At 53.1% G+C, this 18661-nt stretch carries 17 protein-coding genes; 15 read left to right on the top strand and 2 right to left on the bottom strand.

Translation table 11 applies throughout. The annotated features are described in order from the left end of the window. Window positions 1-3: 3 nt before the first annotated feature. The 5 genes from tpiA to NSQ80_RS01125 all read left to right on the top strand — a co-directional run bounded on the left by tpiA (window position 4) and on the right by NSQ80_RS01125 (window position 4453). A complete protein-coding gene (gene tpiA, locus NSQ80_RS01105) occupies window positions 4-756 on the top strand; it encodes a triose-phosphate isomerase (RefSeq protein ID WP_260071835.1) in 753 nt (250 codons plus the stop codon). Further along, window positions 757-2304 (top strand): 2,3-bisphosphoglycerate-independent phosphoglycerate mutase, encoded by a 1548-nt coding sequence (gpmI, locus tag NSQ80_RS01110; protein ID WP_339300972.1) that lies wholly within the window; start codon window positions 757-759, stop codon window positions 2302-2304. Window positions 2305-2357: 53 nt separating this feature from the next. Continuing rightward, window positions 2358-3650, top strand: coding sequence for a phosphopyruvate hydratase (eno, locus tag NSQ80_RS01115; RefSeq protein WP_009224970.1), 1293 nt, complete (start codon window positions 2358-2360; stop codon window positions 3648-3650). A 210-nt stretch (window positions 3651-3860) separates the two neighbouring features. After that, window positions 3861-4094, top strand: coding sequence for a preprotein translocase subunit SecG (secG, locus tag NSQ80_RS01120; RefSeq protein ID WP_260071836.1), 234 nt, complete (start codon window positions 3861-3863; stop codon window positions 4092-4094). 200 nt (window positions 4095-4294) lie between these two features. Continuing rightward, window positions 4295-4453: a hypothetical protein gene (locus NSQ80_RS01125; RefSeq protein ID WP_323078546.1), complete on the top strand. Its 159-nt coding sequence runs from the start codon at window positions 4295-4297 to the stop codon at window positions 4451-4453. Window positions 4454-4718: 265 nt separating this feature from the next. Here the strand turns inward: NSQ80_RS01125 and NSQ80_RS01130 are convergent, their stop codons facing one another. Continuing rightward, on the bottom strand, window positions 4719-5624 hold the full coding sequence (locus tag NSQ80_RS01130; protein ID WP_339300975.1) for an IS1595 family transposase: 906 nt from the start codon (window positions 5622-5624) through the stop codon (window positions 4719-4721). A gap of 590 nt (window positions 5625-6214) precedes the next feature. Between NSQ80_RS01130 and NSQ80_RS01135 the strand changes: the two genes are divergently transcribed. Beyond that, the gene (locus NSQ80_RS01135; protein ID WP_009224966.1) at window positions 6215-6787 is read left to right on the top strand and encodes a GNAT family N-acetyltransferase; all 573 of its coding nucleotides are present in this window, start codon (window positions 6215-6217) and stop codon (window positions 6785-6787) included. A gap of 54 nt (window positions 6788-6841) precedes the next feature. Here NSQ80_RS01135 and NSQ80_RS01140 read toward each other — a convergent pair whose 3' ends face one another. Beyond that, a complete protein-coding gene (locus NSQ80_RS01140) occupies window positions 6842-8482 on the bottom strand; it encodes a methyl-accepting chemotaxis protein (protein WP_339300977.1) in 1641 nt (546 codons plus the stop codon). 236 nt (window positions 8483-8718) lie between these two features. On the opposite strand from NSQ80_RS01140, the gene rnr reads away from it, so the two are divergent. From rnr to rpiB, 9 genes are all read left to right on the top strand, one after another. Next, window positions 8719-11448: a ribonuclease R gene (gene rnr / locus NSQ80_RS01145; protein ID WP_339300979.1), complete on the top strand. Its 2730-nt coding sequence runs from the start codon at window positions 8719-8721 to the stop codon at window positions 11446-11448. Between the two features lie 228 nt (window positions 11449-11676). Further along, window positions 11677-13035 carry a transcription antiterminator gene (locus NSQ80_RS01150; RefSeq protein ID WP_339300981.1) on the top strand — a complete coding sequence of 453 codons (1359 nt, stop codon included), beginning with the start codon at window positions 11677-11679 and terminating at the stop codon, window positions 13033-13035. 85 nt (window positions 13036-13120) lie between these two features. Then, on the top strand, window positions 13121-13738 hold the full coding sequence (locus NSQ80_RS01155) for a PTS sugar transporter subunit IIA (RefSeq protein WP_339300984.1): 618 nt from the start codon (window positions 13121-13123) through the stop codon (window positions 13736-13738). Next, on the top strand, window positions 13719-14213 hold the full coding sequence (locus tag NSQ80_RS01160) for a PTS sugar transporter subunit IIA (protein WP_009224962.1): 495 nt from the start codon (window positions 13719-13721) through the stop codon (window positions 14211-14213). The genes NSQ80_RS01155 and NSQ80_RS01160 overlap by 20 nt, the downstream gene beginning before the upstream one ends. Further along, entirely contained in the window at window positions 14206-14490 is a 285-nt protein-coding gene (locus NSQ80_RS01165) for a PTS sugar transporter subunit IIB (RefSeq protein WP_009224961.1), read from the top strand. Before NSQ80_RS01160 ends, NSQ80_RS01165 begins: the two co-directional genes overlap by 8 nt. A 28-nt stretch (window positions 14491-14518) precedes the next feature. Then, complete coding sequence (locus NSQ80_RS01170; RefSeq protein ID WP_339300986.1) at window positions 14519-15781, top strand: PTS galactitol transporter subunit IIC; 1263 nt, start codon at window positions 14519-14521, stop codon at window positions 15779-15781. A 291-nt stretch (window positions 15782-16072) separates the two neighbouring features. Further along, window positions 16073-17104 carry a zinc-binding dehydrogenase gene (locus NSQ80_RS01175; RefSeq protein ID WP_009224959.1) on the top strand — a complete coding sequence of 344 codons (1032 nt, stop codon included), beginning with the start codon at window positions 16073-16075 and terminating at the stop codon, window positions 17102-17104. A gap of 203 nt (window positions 17105-17307) precedes the next feature. Continuing rightward, window positions 17308-17991, top strand: coding sequence for a ribulose-phosphate 3-epimerase (gene rpe / locus NSQ80_RS01180; protein WP_323078555.1), 684 nt, complete (start codon window positions 17308-17310; stop codon window positions 17989-17991). A gap of 199 nt (window positions 17992-18190) precedes the next feature. Continuing rightward, on the top strand, window positions 18191-18643 hold the full coding sequence (gene rpiB, locus NSQ80_RS01185; protein WP_009224957.1) for a ribose 5-phosphate isomerase B: 453 nt from the start codon (window positions 18191-18193) through the stop codon (window positions 18641-18643). The last annotated feature ends 18 nt before the right edge of the window (window positions 18644-18661 follow it).

Genomic DNA, 18661 nt, shown 5'->3' on the forward strand with positions numbered 1-18661 from the left:
TCTGTGAGAACACCTATTATCGCCGGAAACTGGAAAATGTTCAAAACCGTTTCCGAAGCCAAAGCCTTCTTCGAAGCCGTGAAAGGGAAAGCGGAGGTTGCCGGCGTAGAGAGCGTCATTTGCGCGCCGTTCACCAACCTGCCGGCTTTGGTAGAAGCTGCGAAAGGCACGTCGATCAAAATCGGCGCACAAAACATGCATTTTGAAGACGAAGGAGCTTTCACTGGCGAAATCAGCGGTCGCATGCTGAAAGAGCTTGGCGTGGACTATGTGATCATCGGCCATTCCGAGCGCCGGGCGTATTTCGGCGAAACCGACGAAATCGTCAACAAGAAGATCCTGGCTGCCTTCAAACATGGCTTGACCCCGATCCCTTGCGTTGGCGAGAAGCTCGAAGAGCGTGAAGCTGGCCAAACGAAAGAAGTCGTGAAGGTTCAAACCGAAGCGGCTTTGAAAGGTCTGACTGCAGAGCAAGCAGCGCAAGTGGTGATTGCGTACGAACCAATTTGGGCAATTGGTACGGGCAAATCCTCGACCGCACAAGATGCGAACGAAGTAATTTCCTACATCCGCAGCCTGGTTCAGGGGCTTTACGGTGACGACGTAGCGGCGAAAATCCGCATTCAATATGGCGGCAGCGTAAAACCAGAAAACGTGAAGGAGTATATGGGCCAAAGCGACATCGACGGTGCGCTTGTCGGCGGTGCCAGCCTGCAGCCAGAATCGTACATCAAGCTCGTTGAGGGGGCGAAATAAATGACGGCTCCAAGACCAGTAGCTCTGATTATCATGGACGGGTTCGGGCTTCGCGACAAAGTGGAAGGCAACGCGGTTGCCCAAGCGAAGAAGCCGAACTATGACCGTTATTTGAAACAATACCCGAACACTACGCTGACGGCCAGCGGGGAAGCCGTTGGTTTGCCAGAAGGGCAAATGGGGAACTCCGAAGTCGGCCACTTGAACATCGGCGCCGGCCGGATCGTTTACCAAGACTTGACTCGGATCTCCAAATCGATTCGCGAAGGGGAATTCTTCACGAACGAGACGCTGGTGGATGCGGTACGTAGCGCGAAATCGAAGGGTAAAAAGCTGCATCTGTACGGCCTTCTGTCCGACGGCGGTGTTCACAGCCACATCGATCATATGTTTGCGATGCTCGAACTGGCGAAGAAGGAAGATATGCATGAAATTTATGTGCATGCATTCCTGGACGGACGCGATGTAGCTCCGGACAGCGCGAAAGGCTTCCTTGAGCAATTAATCGCTAAGATGAACGAGCTTGGCGTGGGCAAGATTGCCACCGTCCAAGGCCGTTACTATGCGATGGACCGCGACAAACGTTGGGACCGCGTCGAGAAATCGTACCGGGCCATGGTTTATGCGGAAGGTCCCAAATATACCGACCCGATTAAAGCAGTCACGGAATCGTACGAGAAATCGGTCTATGACGAATTCGTGATGCCAACCGTAATCGTGGACGACAAAGGCGAGCCAATCGCACAAGTTGAGAGCGGCGATTCCGTCGTGTTCTTGAACTTCCGTCCAGACCGTGCGATTCAGCTGTCCAACGTATTCACGAATAAAGACTTCCAAGGCTTCGATCGCGGCCCTAAATTCCCGAAAGATCTGCATTTCGTCTGCTTGACGTTGTTTGCAGAAACGGTGAACGGGTACGTTGCGTACAAGCCGAAGGATCTCGACAATACGTTTGGTGAAGTGTTAGCTCAACACGGGAAGAAACAACTGCGGATCGCCGAAACGGAAAAATACCCGCACGTGACATTCTTCTTCAGCGGCGGACGCGATGTTGAGCTTCCAGGCGAAAAGCGCGTGCTCATTAACTCCCCGAAAGTCGCAACTTACGACTTGAAACCGGAAATGAGCGCTTACGAAGTCGCTGAAGCTTGCGTGAAGGAAATCGAATCCGATGAACACGACGCGATCATTCTGAACTTCGCAAACCCGGACATGGTCGGCCACTCCGGTAAAATGGAGCCAACGATCAAAGCGGTTGAAGTGACGGACGAGTGCGTAGGCAAAGTCGTAGACGCCGTTCAAGCCAAAGGCGGAGTGGTTGTCATTATTGCCGACCACGGGAACGCGGATATGGAAATCGACGATGAAGGTCGTCCGTATACAGCGCATACCACGAACCCGGTACCGTTTATCGTAACCGACGAGAACGTGGTGCTTCGCGATAAAGGCATTCTCGCCGACGTAGCTCCGACGCTGCTCGACCTGATGGGCTTGCCGAAGCCGCCGGAAATGACCGGTCAATCGATGATTGTCAGCCGCAAGGCGTAAGAACATAGATTACCATTTGAATGGAATAACTACTTAAAAAGGAGACTGTAACCATGACGATTATTTCTGACGTATACGCTCGCGAAGTCCTGGACTCCCGCGGGAACCCAACGGTTGAAGTTGAAGTTTATCTTGAATCCGGTGCTATGGGCCGCGCCATCGTTCCTTCCGGCGCATCCACGGGTGCGCATGAAGCTGTAGAGCTTCGCGATGACGACAAAACTCGTTACCTAGGCAAAGGCGTACTGAACGCCGTGAAGAACGTTAACGAAATCATCGCTCCTGAAGTGATTGGCATGGACGCGCTGGACCAAGTCGGCATCGACAAATTGATGATCGAGCTGGACGGCACGCCAAACAAAGGCAAACTGGGCGCTAACGCGATCCTGGCCGTTTCGATGGCAGTTGCTCGCGCAGCAGCGGATGCATTGGATCTGCCGTTGTACGCTTACCTGGGCGGATTTAACGCGAAGCAGCTTCCGGTTCCGATGATGAACATCGTTAACGGCGGCGCGCATGCTGACAACAACGTAGACGTACAAGAATTCATGATCCTGCCGGTAGGCGCTCCTTCCTTCAGAGAAGCGCTCCGCACAGGTGCTGAAATCTTCCACAACCTGAAATCCGTTCTGAAAGCGAAAGGCCTGAACACGGCAGTAGGCGACGAAGGTGGCTTTGCACCAAACTTCTCTTCCAACGAAGACGCATTGTCCTCGATCATGGAAGCTATTACGAAAGCTGGCTATACACCGGGTAAAGACGTATTCCTGGGTATGGACGTTGCTTCCACCGAGTTCTACAAAGACGGGAAATACCATCTGGAAGGCGAAGGCAAATCCTTTACCTCCGCTGAGTTTGTTGACTTGCTCGCTTCTTGGGTTGAAAAATATCCGATCATCACGATCGAAGACGGCTGCGCTGAGGACGATTGGGAAGGTTGGAAACTGCTCACTGAGAAACTGGGCAGCAAAATCCAACTCGTGGGTGACGACCTGTTCGTAACCAACACCGAACGTTTGTATAAAGGCATCAAAGAAGGCATCGGTAACTCGATCCTGATCAAAGTAAACCAAATCGGTACGTTGACCGAAACGTTCGACGCAATCGAAATGGCAAAACGTGCTGGCTACACTGCGGTAGTATCCCACCGTTCCGGCGAATCCGAAGACAGCACGATCGCCGATATCGCTGTGGCAACGAACGCTGGCCAAATCAAAACCGGTGCTCCGTCCCGTACGGACCGTATCGCGAAATACAACCAATTGCTTCGCATCGAAGATCAATTGGCCGATCTCGCTCAATACAACGGCTTGAAATCCTTCTACAACCTGAAAGCTCATCGTTAAGAAGGGCGGCCGTTCAGATCACGGCCTAACTAACGCAAGTCCCCTGCTCGTAAGAAACAGGGGACTTTGTGTATGGTTGGACGGGGTTGTACGCACGAAACGGTTGTTATTTCGGGAACGCTGTGGTACAATAATAATGCTGTTTTTGTATCGTAAACATCAAAGTTATGGAATAGATGAAAGATGTTTCTCACTTAGGAGGTGGATTGAATGGATATTTTGCTTAAGGTATTGCTCGTTATTTTCTCGATCGGCTTGATCGCAGTTGTGTTGCTGCAGAAAGGGAAGAGCGCGGGTCTTTCCGGAGCCATCTCCGGGGGTGCTGAACATCTTTTCGGAAAAACGAAAGCTCGCGGCATGGAGCTCGTTCTCGAACGAGTCACGGTTGGATTGGCGGTTGGCTTCTTCATCTTGTCGATCATCGTGGCCATCGTACCAGACTAAGCAAATCAAATTTGTCAGGCAAGCCCTCGTCTCCTATGGGGAGACGGGGGCTTTTTAGCTTTTACCCGCATTTCGGTACGGCCTCTCCTCGGCAACATAGTGTCTCCTTCCGGCAACATAGTATCTCCGCCCGCCTCTTTTGAGGATTATCCCGTTGCATCAGGTTGTTGTGAAAGTGCAACAGAATCAGAAACAGAAAAGTGAACAGAAATAGGGCAACAGAAACAGAAAGTGAAACAGAAGTAGAAGCAGAAATAGCAACAGAAACAGAAAGTGAAACGGAAGTAGAAACAGAAATAGCAACAGGAACCGAAACCCAAGCACAGTGGGGAAGTAAAATTGTCTGCGAAAAAGGCTAATCGATACGGGCCTATAAGAAAAGTTGCAAAAAATTGATTGGTAAGGATATCACGATCAAGCCGAAGGGTATGGATAAAAGCCGTCTTGGAACGAGTTCAGAGATAACGAATTGTTTGAGAAAAGAAGGGAGCCTTGTTTAGGCTGATTGAGTACAAATGGCACCCATTGTGAAACAAACCACCCACCTACCTGATTACATACACTCCAATAACCCCAAGCTATAGCACCTCATCCTGCCATTTCCCGACCGTTCTAGCACTTCGATTAAGCAGCAGCCGCAATCGCAATGGACTGATTCTGGTGATGGTTGATCAACTCGCGGTAAGGGATAGCTGGAATGGATATGCACATCTGCAGCATGTTCTGGTGCATTTCTTCCTCGGAACCGGACAAACGCAGATGGCGGCGGACGGTGCACTCATTCAAATATGCCTGAAGATGCTTTATTCCTAAGGCGACATATGTACGCTTTAGAGAATTCCATGCCGCTCTTACTTCTTTCCGCAAAGGCAGATACAGCCGATAAGCCAAATGGAACGACTGAACGGTGGAGGTATGGACATCGATATGATCATGGATGAACGCGGCGAGATCATGCCGGTCGGCCCGTTGTCCTCTTTTATGCGAAATCAGCTGGATCTTCACCCGCTCCGGCTCGCCATACTCCGTGACCGTGCAGCCGGCTACAACCGCGGTGGCATAAGGCTGAGCAGCCGGATGATAACGCGACGAATCATACGCATACTGATCGCAGTTTACTTTCACGTCTCCAGAGAGCAGTTCCCGGGCATCGCATTCGCCGAGGGTATGACGGATTTTGTGCAGCATGAGCCAAGCGGTCTTGTAGGTAACTTCAATGACCTGACTCAACCGCAGCGCCGAGATGCCGTCGGGAAGCAGGAACAACTCGATGGCTCGAAACCACTTCACAAGGGGCAGATGGGTTCTTTCAAAAATCGTGCCGACCAAAGGCGATGCCTGATAGCCGCATCGTCCGCACTCAAACAAAGGAAGGCGTCGGGAGGACAGGCGGGTGCACTCCGTATAAGCACAACGCGGGCAAACAAATCCGTTTGGCCACTTCATAGTGATGATCGCCTCGATGCAGTCCGCCTCACTTTGAAAACGGCTGATTATAGGGTGAAGATCCGTATTCATATTTAATTCCATGCCCGATCCCTCCGCTTCAAACGAAACTAAAATCAAATATACGCACATATATTCTTGTTTTCCTTATTATACCAAACATACGTTCCTATTACAAGAATTAAATTCCATTTTTAACCTAATTATTTTGCTTTGGATGATCAGCAAAAAAATGAGGATGGAAACCTCTTAAAATCCCCATCTGAACGAAAGGGATAATCAGGTAAAGAGGGGAGGAAGGTATAAAGGTGGGAAGGGTGGAACGACGGTAAGATGGAGCGGAAGTAAGATGGAGCAAAGGTAAGATAGAGCGGTGGAAAGTGTAGAAGGATAACGGTGGAACGATGGAACGGCGAAAAGCGGAGGTACAGAGGGGTATCTATAACGTTCAAGAGAAAGGACCTCAACGACGAAGTTTAAGTGCCCGAAAGATGCCGTTCTGTAAATGGGCGGCGATGCGGTGAGACGATCTTGGGTCTGAGTTCTGAAAGAGAATTGTAACAATATTGAAAGGAATTTTTTAGTAATAAATGTTAGATTATGTAGGATTTTCGTGGTTTGTGAGGGGTAAAAATATTACAATTTTGGTACATGCAATGAGAGGAGGAAGGAATTTGTACAAGCCGGTGGAAACGCTGGAGGAAGGAACCTTGTTCCACTCGATTTGGATGGAGGCCTGGATGGAAAAAGGCTTTGAGCCGGAATTTGCTGAGAACGTCTTAGGTCGTTGCCTCGTATATGACGAGGCGGGGGTGCCGGTGGGAACGGTGGAGTTTAAACCCTATGTCCCGCACTCGGACGAGCCCTTGAACCGATTGGCGCCGTTTGACGATCATCCGGCCATCATGTGCTCTGGGCCAGGGGAGATCGCCGAGGTGGATAAAGTCGCTCTGCTGAAGAGATACCGCGGCCGCAACCTGAACCGGTTGCTCGCAACGATCGTCCTGTTTGCAGAGCAGAACGGGATTCGCCATTACGTCACCTTGCTTGAGCCCACCTTGTTCCGGGCGCTTCGTATCTCTTTTCATGTTCCGATGACCCAAGTTGGGGAACGCCAATTCTATAAAGGAGACGACGTTATACCGGCCATTATTCATGCGGCAGAGTTCTATGAGCATCCGGAGCGTTATGATTGGTATTTGGAAACGATCAAGTCCTTAAGTCTGGACACGGTTTTATCCACATAATGCAATAAAGGGAAAGGCTTGCCTCAGGCAAGCCTTTTTTTGTGTGATTCTTTGCTAGCCGACTGAGACAGGCTCTTTGGTAGGTTCCGCCGGAACGGAAGTCTCTTGATCTTGAATCGTCTTCGCTTCCGGGTTGGTCGAACTCGAAGAAGGTTCGTGTGATTCTGAAGTGGACCCGGACGACACCGTTGCTGGTTGAGGAGTGATGTCCTGCGTCGTATCCCCTGCAGCCGTCGCCGATAGGGTGAGAATCAAGTTGTCGAGATCTTGATAGTGTCTCACGATCTCGTGAATTTTGTTGTCCTGCGCTTCGATGCCCGCCAGAATTTGCTGCGCGGCGCTCATGTTGTGCTCGGTGCTCTCAGCTAGCTCCATAATTTCTGTCATAATGCTGGTGTACTGGTCCTGCATCTGCCGTACCGAGCGATCGACTTCGCCAGAGTGCTCATTCACCGTGCGGGCATTGTCAGACACTTTGCCCATGTAGCTTTGGACTTCTTGGGCTTCTTCCTGCCCGGAATGAACCGCAGTGGAGCCAAGTGTGATCTGTTCAGCAACGTTGTTGATTTGCCCAATGACGTCCGCCAGAATATCGTTAATCCGCTGGGTGGCCTGCTGTGAGTTCTCGGCAAGCTTGCGGATTTCCGAGGAGACCACGGCGAAGCCTTTGCCATGCTCTCCGGCATGAGCGGCTTCAATTGCGGCATTCATCGCCAGCAGGTTTGTTTGCGCAGAGATACCATGGATCGTATCGACAATTTGGCTGACTTGCTCATTTTGGTCCCGAAGCTTCTGCATTTGGGTGACGGTGTCGGTAATGATTTGCTGCAAATGTTGAATATGTACGGATAAGGCGTTCATCTTCGCTCCGGCGGCTTCTGTATTATGCAGCATGTCTGATGACAGCTCTTGAAGCCGGGCTGAGATCTCGGCTGTCACCTCTACGGCTCCGCCGACCTCCTGCACCGATTGGGTTGTAGATTGCAGCCCCAGCGTCTGCCGTTCCAAGGTCGAGGAGACGCTGCCAAAGGTCGTCGTAATTTCTTTGGAGATGGACCCCGTGACGGTTACGTTCTCCCGCAACTGAGTGCTTAGACGTCCCAGCACGTCCAGTGAAGCTTGCAGTTTCGAAAGCAGCTCGTCACTGCGGCGTTTTGCCTCCATCGTATCCTGCTGCTGAGATAATACATCCTTCTGCAGACGTTCGCTGAACCGGGCAGCAAAAGCTAAACCAACTGTCAGAAATGCCAGGAACAGCAGCAGATAGCTCAACGACTCGCGGGGGAATAATTTATCGTGGTAGAAGGGAACGTTGAAGAAATAAATCGTAATCCCCATCCCCAATAAGCCAGATAGAATGATCGGCTTGTAGTTCGAATACAACGTCATGATGCCGATAGATACGTAGACGAGCAAATACGTGCTGACGATCGGATCGGGATCATGATAGATCAGCAGAAAAGTCAACAATGAGGTGATCACGGGAATGACAAACATGACGTAGCGGGTTCCTTTGTTGGCGTAAGTCATGTAGGTTGCGATGGAGCAACAAATTCCGCCGACGATGATCAAGGTATATAGAACTTTGCTGTCCACCTGGATCATGATGTCGGTCAGGACGCCAAGGGCGACCATTCCCCATATAATTTTGACGAATAATTTATTACGTCGTTGCAGAATTCGATAATTCTCCATACCCTCTCCCTCTCCTAATTCATGGAATCCCTACTTTATAATGTCGGTTATTTTTTCATAAAATGAAGGCTTTTTCATGAAAATCAAGCGATTTCACCCAATCCCGGGCGAAAACGGATGCCAAACCCGAATTTCGTGTATACTAGGGGATATACACCGTGAGGAAGATCATGGAATCATCATGCAAAATAACACCCCGGCCCCTGCGGGACGAGCCGGGTTTGAGGTGAAATCATTTGAAAGTAATTACGGAAGAGGAACTGCTCGCTTTTATGCGGGAAACGGCATATAAACCGATGACGTACCAGGAGTTGGAGGAGCATTTTGGGATCACCGATGCCGCCGATTTTAAAGAATTTCTGAAAATGCTCAACCGGTTAGAGCAAAATGGACAAATTATTCTTACCCGCACTCATCGCTACGGGGTTCCGGAACGAATGGATTTGGTGCGCGGGCGCTTGCAGGCTCATCCCAAAGGCTTTGCATTTCTGATCCCAGAGGATCGCGATCATCCGGACGTCTACATTCATGCTAATGATTTGAAGAGCGCGATGAACGGCGATACGGTGCTGGTGCGCGTCAGCTCGAAGAGCGCGGGCGGCGGCAAGCTGGAAGGTGAGGTCGTACGCATCGTGCACCGGGCCATCACGCAGGTGGTAGGCGTCTTCCAGAACAACGAATCGTTTGGCTTTGTGATCCCGGACGATAAACGGATCAACAAGGATCTGTTTATCCCGCGGGAAGGCTTTGGCGCTGCAGTTGACGGCGAGAAGGTCGTGGCCGAAATCGTGGAGTATCCCGAGGGACGGTCTGCGGCGGTTGGTCGGGTCATCGAGATTTTAGGTCACAAGGATGACCCGGGCGTCGACATTTTGTCGATCATCCGCAAGCATCAGTTGCCGGAGGCTTTTCCGGATGACGTGATGGCAGAGGCGCAGGAAGTTCCCGACGTGATCGACGAGGCGGAGATCGTCCGCCAAGGACGGCGGGACTTACGCGACAAGGTGATCGTGACGATCGACGGTGAGGATGCGAAGGACCTGGATGATGCCGTAAACGTAGAGCGCCTGCCCAACGGGAATATTAAGCTGGGCGTGCATATCGCCGACGTTGGGTATTACGTGCGGGAGAATTCGAAGCTCGATCAGGAAGCCTATAACCGCGGCTGCAGTGTGTACTTGGTAGACCGCGTTATTCCGATGCTGCCGCACCGGTTGTCCAATGGGATTTGCTCGTTGAATCCGAAGGTGGACCGGTTCACGTTGTCCTGTGAGATGGAATTCAACGAGCAGATGAAGGTCGTGAAGCACGATATTTTCACCAGCGTGATCCGTACGAAGGAGCGAATGACTTACACGAATGTGCGCAAGATCCTGGAGGAGGAAGATCTTGAAGTTACGGCACGGTATGCGGATCTCGTTGAGACGTTCCAGCTGATGAAGGAGCTGGCGCTGAAGCTGCGGGCGAACCGTATGCGGCGCGGGGCGGTCGACTTCGACTTCGTGGAATCGAAGGTGATCGTTGATGAGAACGGGAAACCGGTGGATATCGTCAAGCGCGAGCGTTCGATCGCGGAACAGATCATCGAGGAATTCATGCTGGCCGCGAACGAAACGGTGGCGGAGCATTTTTATTGGCTGAAGGTGCCGTTTATTTATCGGATCCATGAGGATCCGGATCAGGAGAAGTTAATGAACTTCCTGGCGTTTGTCGCCAACTTCGGCTATACGGTCAAAGGCAGCAAAGGCAACAAGGTGCATCCGCGCGCGTTGCAAACGCTGCTCGAGGATATTCAGGGCACGAAGGAGCAGACGGTCATCAGCACGATGATGCTGCGTTCGATGAAGCAGGCGAAGTATGATGCGGAAAGCACCGGGCATTTTGGGCTGGCGGCAGAGTTCTATACGCACTTCACGTCGCCGATCCGGCGCTATCCGGACTTGGTGATCCACCGGGTTATCCGCGAGGTCATCGAAAGCGGCGGGACGCTGAGCGAAGCGCGCATGGAGTATTTGGCCAGCCGCATGCAGGATATCGCGCAGCAATCGTCCGAGCGGGAGCGCATCGCCGTGGAGGCGGAGCGCGATACGGAACAGCTGAAGAAAGCGGAGTTCATGCTGGACAAGGTCGGGGAAGAATTCACCGGCATTATCAGCAGCGTAACCAGCTTTGGCATGTTCGTCGAGCTGGAGAACACGGTGGAAGGGCTGATCCGGCTTAGTGCGATGACGGATGACTATTACCATTTCCACGAGCAGCATATGGCGCTGATCGGGGAACGGACGTCGAAGATCTATCGGATAGGAGACGAAGTGAAAATCCGCGTGGCCCGCGTGAATATGGACGACCATACGATTGATTTTGAGATGGTCGACATGAAGCCGCGGCAGCGCGGGGATTTCGCGGGCGGGCGCGGCGGCTGGGGCGGCGGCCGGGGCAACAAGGCCGCCAAGGGCAAGGACGCCGGCCGTGGCAAAGCCGGCGGCGGCAAAGGCAAGGGCGGCCGCGGAGCCGGCAAGCCCGGCCGAGCATCGGCGGCGGACTTCGTCGCCGCCGATGAGGACGCCGGGGTGGGCACCCCCGGCGGGAAGCGCGGCAAGCGCGGCGGCGCTGCCAAAGGCAGCGGCGGCATCGCGCTTGGCCGCGCTGAGGCCCGCGCCGACAGCAGCGCGGGCGAGGACACCGGCGCCGCGGCGAGCGCGCCGGCGCCGATGTTTGGCTTCGGCTCCGGCAAGGGAGGCTATGCCTCCGGGACGGTCGCCGTCGCCCGCGATGCCGGCCCTGGTTACCGCACCGGCGAGGGCAAGAGCTCGCGGCGGAAGAAGACGTCCGCGAGCGGGATCTTCATCGGCGCCCGCGACGAGGGCGCCGGGGATGCCGCCCCAAGCCGCAAGCGGGGCGGAGGCAAGGGCAAGAGCGGCGGCGGGAACGCCACCGCCGCGTTTGTGCGCAAGAAGAAAAAGTAAACACGTTTCCAGATTATCGATTTGGAGCTAAAGACACCGATGGCGGTGTCTTTTTTTTGCTTGCTTATTGTCCTTCTATAAGGGAGCGAGGAAAATCACAATGTTGTACAATTCGCATGCTAGAAATTGGGATGAAAACGCGTACATTTTCCGGATGCGGGATGATAAGATGATTTTGGGCGAAAGAGGCTGATTCCACCACCAGCTACTTGGAGAAAGGAGGAGAATATGGAGCTTGATGCGAGAAGCAGTCAACTGTTGCGTGAGCTGTTGACCAATCCCGGAATCAAGAACAAGGATCTGGAGCATAAGTACGGCTTAAGCCGAAGGCAGGTGGAGTACAGCCTGAGCAAAATCAATGATTGGCTCAAAGCCAATTATTTGCCGGAAATCAAGAGAAGCAGGACCGGGCAATTTCTGATCGGCAAGGCGCTGTTTACCGCGCTGTCGATGGACCGGGAGCGGAACACGAAGGGCAACTACAATTTGTCCGCGGAAGAACGCGCCAATCTGATTATTTTGATGATGCTGAGCAAAAACGAAGAATTGTCGCTGTTTCATTTTACGCATGCTCTCGGTGTGAGCAAAAATACGATTCTCCGCGACTTGAAAAATGCGCAGGATGCCATAAGCCCGCTGCATTTAGAGATCAAATACTCCAGAATGCACGGCTACTACATCGAGGGAAATGAGTTTAACCAGCGGCAGGCCCTGATCGACATCGTCCACAAAACGCTGGAAACGTATGGCGGAGAGAACTGGCTCATAGAGCTTGCCGGAGCCGCTCCTTCCCAAGTCGCCGCCCTTCGCCGCAAAATCGAAGCGGTGGAAAGCAAGCTGAACCTGAAATTCACCGACGAAAAGCTGGAGTCCATGCCCTATATTTTGCTGTTGCTGCTCAGAAGAGTGAAGCAGGGGCGAGTTGTCGAGGGGTTCCATATTCACTATGATGAACTGTCCGATACCAAGGAGTACAGGGCCGTGGAAGAACTGCTCAGCGAGCTTGAGCCCATTCCGATGGAAGAGAGAATGTTCATTACGCTGCATCTGCTTACGACCAACATCTCTTCCACCGATTATTTGTCCGACGATACGTTGCCGGAGCTAAACCGGGCGTTGTCCGAGATGCTGTCCCAGTTCGAGCGTAACGCCTGTGTCACGCTGCAGGACAAGGAGCAGTTGCACAACAAAATTTTGCTGCACCTGAAGCCGGCCTATTACCGGATCAAATACCGTCTCTCCATTACGAATCCGCTGCAGGAATCGGTCAGCAAGGAGTTCAAGGAACTGCATCATCTGGTCAAAAAATCTTGCGGCCCTCTCGTGGAACTGATTGGCGCCGAAATACCGGAGAGCGAAACGACTTATTTGACGATGCTGATCGGCGGCTGGTGCACAAGGCAGGGGGACAGCATTCGGCAGAAGATCAGGGCGCTTGTCGTTTGCCCCAAGGGCGTGTGTGTCTCCAGGCTATTGGAGAGCACTTTGCGCGAACTGTTCCCGGAATTCGTCTTTTTCGATGCGCTGTCCGTCCGCGAGTTCCACAATTACGCGCTGGAGTACCGACAAGAAGCTGTTTCTCATTAAGACATTTCTCGGGAAGGAGGACAGATACAGACTGCGCAAGCAGGTGATGGAGGAGCTCCACGGTTATGTTCCTTCCGAGTTCAACATGGACAGAATCATGGAGATCATCGGAAAATATGCCGTTATCCAAAACAGCCAGTCGCTGCTCCTGGAGCTTAAGCAGTATCTCATGCCTGAACGCGAGCTAAGGAACAACCCCTTTATGGCCCCGGAGATGCCGGACTTAAGCGATCTAATTGTTCCAGATACGATCACGCTGGCCAGATGCGCAAAATCTTGGGAGGAAGCCGTCCGTATGGCCGCGGAGCCGCTGCTTCGCCGCGGCAGCATCACTGCGGGCTATGTGCAGGCTATGTTGGAAGCCAGTGAGAGCAGGGATCCTTACATTATCATCGGCCATCAAGTGGCCATCCCGCACGCCGATCCCGAATGCGGAGTCCATGAAGTGTCCATGAGCCTGCTGCGTCTGGAGGAACCGGTATGTTACGCGGAAGGGTACATGATCCATGTCATTGTGGTCATTGCCGCCAAGGATAAGTACCGGCATCTGCGCTCCTTGAACCAACTGATGAAGCTTGCCGGCAACCAAGAGGAGGTGATGGCCTTGATTGAAGCGGATACGCCCGAGAAAATCCACGAAATCGCCGCCGCATTTTCCATAGATGAAGAGAGAGGGATCGTACATGAGTACCGAATGGCTTGAGGAATCTTTCATTTTGCTTGGCTTGGAGGGAGACAGCAAGGAAGAAGTGTTAAGCGAAATGGCCGGCAATCTGCTGGCCCACGGTGTTGTGAAGGAGAGCTACATCCGGGCGATCATCGAACGCGAGCAGACCTTTCCCACCGGGCTTCCGACCGTGTCCTGCTCCGTCGCCATTCCCCATACCGATATCGAGCATGTGAACCGCAAGGCGATCAGCATCGGCATTTTAAAGCGGCCGGTGGAGTTCGGCATTATGGGCGAAGAGAGCGCGACGACCCCGGTGGAGATCGTATTTATGCTGGCCATGGACCAGAAGAAATCCCAGCTTAGGCTGCTGACGCGACTGATGCAAATTATCCAGGACGGACGGATGCTTGATGCGCTTCGCCATGGGGAGAGCGCCGCCGCCGTCAAAGCATTGATGAACGACAAATTGCAGCCTGAAGAAATCAAGGAGGTCGAATCATATGACTAAAAAGACCATTCTGGTCGCCTGCGGGGCGGGCATCGCCACCTCAACCATCGTCACTGAAGCGCTCAAGGAATTGTGCAAGGCCAACCATATCGAGGCCAATTTAGTGCAGTGCAAAATTACCGAAGTGCCCTCGCTGGCTGAAGGTGCGGACCTGCTCGTCAGCACGACCATCGCCAACAAAGAATATCCATTTCCGGTCATCAACGCAAGAGCGTTTCTGACCGGGATCGGCATCGATGAAGTCAAAGCCAAAATTTTGCAGGAACTGTTGAAATAATACATTTTTACATTTTGGGGGGATTGGAATGCAAGATATGGTTGGCGCTTTACGCTCATTTTTGGATTTAGGTCCGACCGTCATTTTGCCGGTGGCGATCTTTATTCTGGGGATAATCTTCGGGCAGAAGCCGGGCAAGGCTTTCCGTTCCGGTCTGACGATCGGCGTAGGGTTTATCGGCATCTCTCTGGTCGTGGATTTGCTGGTTAATAATCTTGGACCGGCGGCGAACGGGATGGTCGAGCGGTTTGGCATCCAGCTCAACGTGATCGATGTCGGCTGGCCCGGTTCGGCTTCCATCTCGTGGGCTTCGCCGATCGCGCCGTTCATTATCCCGGCAGGGCTATTGGTCAACGTGATCATGCTGGTGACGAAAACGACCAAGACGATGAACGTCGATATTTGGAACTTCTGGCATTTCACTTTTACAGGCGCTTGTGTGTATGCGCTTACCCAAAGCGTCGTTTTAGGCTTGCTGGCTGCGATCATTTTCCAGATTATCGTGCTCAAAATTGCCGACTGGACCGCGCCGATGCTGGAGAGCTATTTCGATTTGCCCGGCATTTCCGTGCCGACGGGCAGCACCGTATCTTATGCGCCGCTCGGCATTCCGCTGGTGAAGCTGATTCAGAAAATTCCGGGAGTGAGCAAGCTGCATGCCGATCCGGAAAGCATTCAAAAGCGCTTTGGCGTCTTTGGAGAACCGATTTTCATGGGGCTGGTGCTGGGGATCGCGCTTGGCATTTTGGCCGGGTACAACGCGGGCGAGGTGATCAAGGTCGGTATGGCGATGGGCGGCGTGATGTTCCTGATGCCGCGGATGGTCAAAATCTTGATGGAAGGTCTGATGCCGATCTCCGAATCGGCCCGCGATTTCCTCAAACGCAAGTTCGGCGCCGACAACGTGTACATCGGGCTTGACGCCGCAGTGGCCATCGGCCATCCGTCGGTCATTGCCACCGCGCTGATTCTGGTTCCGATTACTGTTGCGCTGGCGGTGTTCCTGCCCGGCAACAAGGTGCTGCCTTTCGTTGATCTGGCCACGATTCCGTTCATTGTAGCCTTCATCGTCGGCGCGGCCAAAGGCAACATCATCCACTCGGTGATTGCCGGGACCGTGCTCATCGCCTTGTCGCTATATATGGCGACCGACCTGGGGCCGCTGAATACGCAAATGGCGATAGATGCCCATTTCAACATGCCTGAGGGAACAACGCAAATCTCCAGTATCGACCAGAGCGGGAATCTGATCAACTACGTCATATATAAAGTGTTTGCCTTGTTTAACTAAGGGCGGCAAACAACTGCATTCCAGAGCTAATATAAGCTGGCACTTATATTAGCCCGTGTGAAACAACAGTCTTTGCATCCGGATGGCTTGGACAACAAACGGCCTGTTTTTCAAATAAGCTCACCCCGAACAGACGGGAAACGGGCCGTTTATGACTTTTTTTGGGGGCTGCAAAGCTGCCGAATAAACGCGGAAAACCGATCCTTACATCCGCGCTTATTCTTCCTCATTATACCTTATGCAGGCAGCGGCGCACCACCAAATAAATAGATACAAATTGGAGGGGCGAAGATGAAAGCATTGGTTAAAAAGGAGCTTGGATTTGGAAACCTGGAGGTCATGGAGGTCGAGGAACCGCAGATCGGGCCGGATCAGGTCAAAATCGAGGTGAAGTATGCCGGCGTGTGCGGAACGGATCTGCATACCTATGAAGGCAAGTATAAAGTCAAGGCGCCCGTTACCCTGGGCCATGAGTTTTCCGGCCAGGTGGTAGAGGTGGGAGCGAACGTAGAGGGAATCCAGGTCGGGGATCGCGTCACTTCGGAAACGACCTTTTTCATTTGCGGGGAGTGCAGGTATTGTAAATCACGGCAATACAATCTGTGCGCAAGCCGCAGAGGGCTGGGAACCCAGCAAAACGGAGGTTTCGCCAAATATGTCGTCGCCCGCAAAGAAAGCGTGCATAAGCTGCCGGACAACGTGGATTATTTGTCGGCTGCCCTGACCGAGCCTCTTGCTTGCGCGCATCATGCCGTTTCCAAGGCCGGCATTAAGGAAGGCGAGGTCGTTGTGGTGCTAGGCCCGGGACCGATCGGGCTCTTGACGGCGCAGATCGCCAAAAGCCTGGGCGCAACTGTGATCATTACCGGGCTCAGCAAAGATAAGGTCCGTCTCGAAAAGGCGCTTGAACTGGGGATCGACTATGCTGTGAACATCCAAAACGAGGACTTAAAGGAGCTGGCTAACGGGCTGACGAACGGATACGGCGCGGATGTTGTGCTGGAATGCACCGGCGCGGTGCCGGCTGTTGCGATGGGACTGGACGTTCTGGCCAAACAAGGGCGTTATGTGCAGGTGGGCATATTCGCATCGCCGGAAATTCCGGTTGATTTTGAGAAAATTATCCAGAAGGAAATCAGCGTCATCGGCTGCCGCAGCCAGAATCCGTTCGATTGGGAGCCTTCCCTGCGGCTTATGAACGAACAGCGCGTCAACGCGAAAGCGCTGGTGACGCACAAATTCCCTATAACGGAATGGGCTGAAGCGTTTAAGCTGATGAGAAACGGCGAGGCGATCAAGGTTGTTCTAACCCCCGTTTCTTAAAGCAGGGTCTTCAATTTAGCGGAAGCGGGTGATTGTATGGTGGAAAGCTTCCTGGACTATATTTTGGGACCGCACGGCAGGTATGTTAGCGGACTTTTGCTTAAATATCAATTCCCGGCAAGCTGCGCCGTTTTTATCTATGCCATCTTCAAAATCGTTCGTCGGACGGCGCTAAAAAAGCAGGGGACGAAAGGAGAAAACCGATGAATAAGCCGAAGCTGGCGCCATCGATTCTTGCGGCGGATTTCTCCAAACTTGGCAGCGAGATTGAGGCGGCCGACAAGGCAGGAGCCGATATGATTCATATCGATGTGATGGACGGAGCGTTTGTGCCGAATATTACGCTGGGGCCGGACATCATCGCATCCGTCCGCCCCTATACCAATCTGGCTTTCGACGTGCACTTGATGATCGAGGAGCCGCAGCGGTACATCGCCCGTTTTGCCGCTGCAGGCGCCGATATCATTACGGTTCAAGCGGAGGCGTGCCGCCATTTGCACCGGACCATTCAGGAAATTAAGGCTTCCGGCGTCAAAAGCGGCGTCGCTCTCAGTCCGGCGACACCGCCGGACGTGCTGGATTACGTGATTGGAGAGATCGACATGGTGCTGCTGATGAGCGTAAATCCAGGGTTTGGCGGGCAAAGCTTCATCCCTGCTGTTCTGGAGAAGATCAGGGCGGTGCGGAAAACGATCGATGCGCTGGGCGTGAGTGTGGATATAGAGGTGGACGGAGGCATCAAGCTGTCCAATGTCGGTAAGGTTGTCCAAGCGGGCGCCGATGTGATCGTCGCCGGTTCCGCTCTGTACAACAGCGAAGGCATCGGGCACAATGCCGCCCGTTTCAGAGCCGCCATGGACAACGCGGCTTTGCCGAAAGGGATGTGACCGCTACACGCTGGTCGCGAATTTTGGATGGGCTGCACCCGGTACGGCGCGCGGCCGGGCGAGGATGCCTTGTGCAGCCGAAAGCGGCGCATCCCAATGATGCACATGGCGCGGGCGATAAATTGGGATGAAAACGCGTACATTCGTAATTTTCACAATGATATGATGAAAATGAGGAAAGGAGGGTGAGACTGTTGCGATGAAGGTTGTCATAGCCAATGACCACGGCGGATTGATGCTGAAAAGGGAGCTTGCGTCCCTGCTGCGGGAAATGAACGCGGAAGTCGTCGACCTCGGTTGCGATACCCAAGATGCGGTGGATTACCCCGACTATGCGATTCGGGCGGCGGCGATGGTCGCCAACGGAGAAGCGGAGCGGGGAATTCTGATTTGCGGAACGGGAATCGGCATGTCGATCGCGGCCAACAAGGTGCCCGGCATTCGCTGCGCGCTCGCGCATGACGTGTTCAGCGCGAAGGCGACGCGGCTCCATAACGACAGCAACATGCTGGCTTTGGGTGAGCGGGTTATCGGGCCCGGATTGGCAAGAGAAATCGTGAAGACCTGGATAGAGACGGAGTTTGAAGGCGGACGCCATCAACGGCGGATTGACAAGGTGTCAAATTACGAGCGTTCCGCCCGATCCGAATAAAGAAAGAGGGAGAAAACC

The sequence above is a fragment of the Paenibacillus sp. FSL K6-2441 genome, assembly GCF_037964765.1.
In the GTDB taxonomy this organism is placed as follows: Bacteria; Bacillota; Bacilli; order Paenibacillales; family Paenibacillaceae; genus Fontibacillus; species Fontibacillus phoenicis.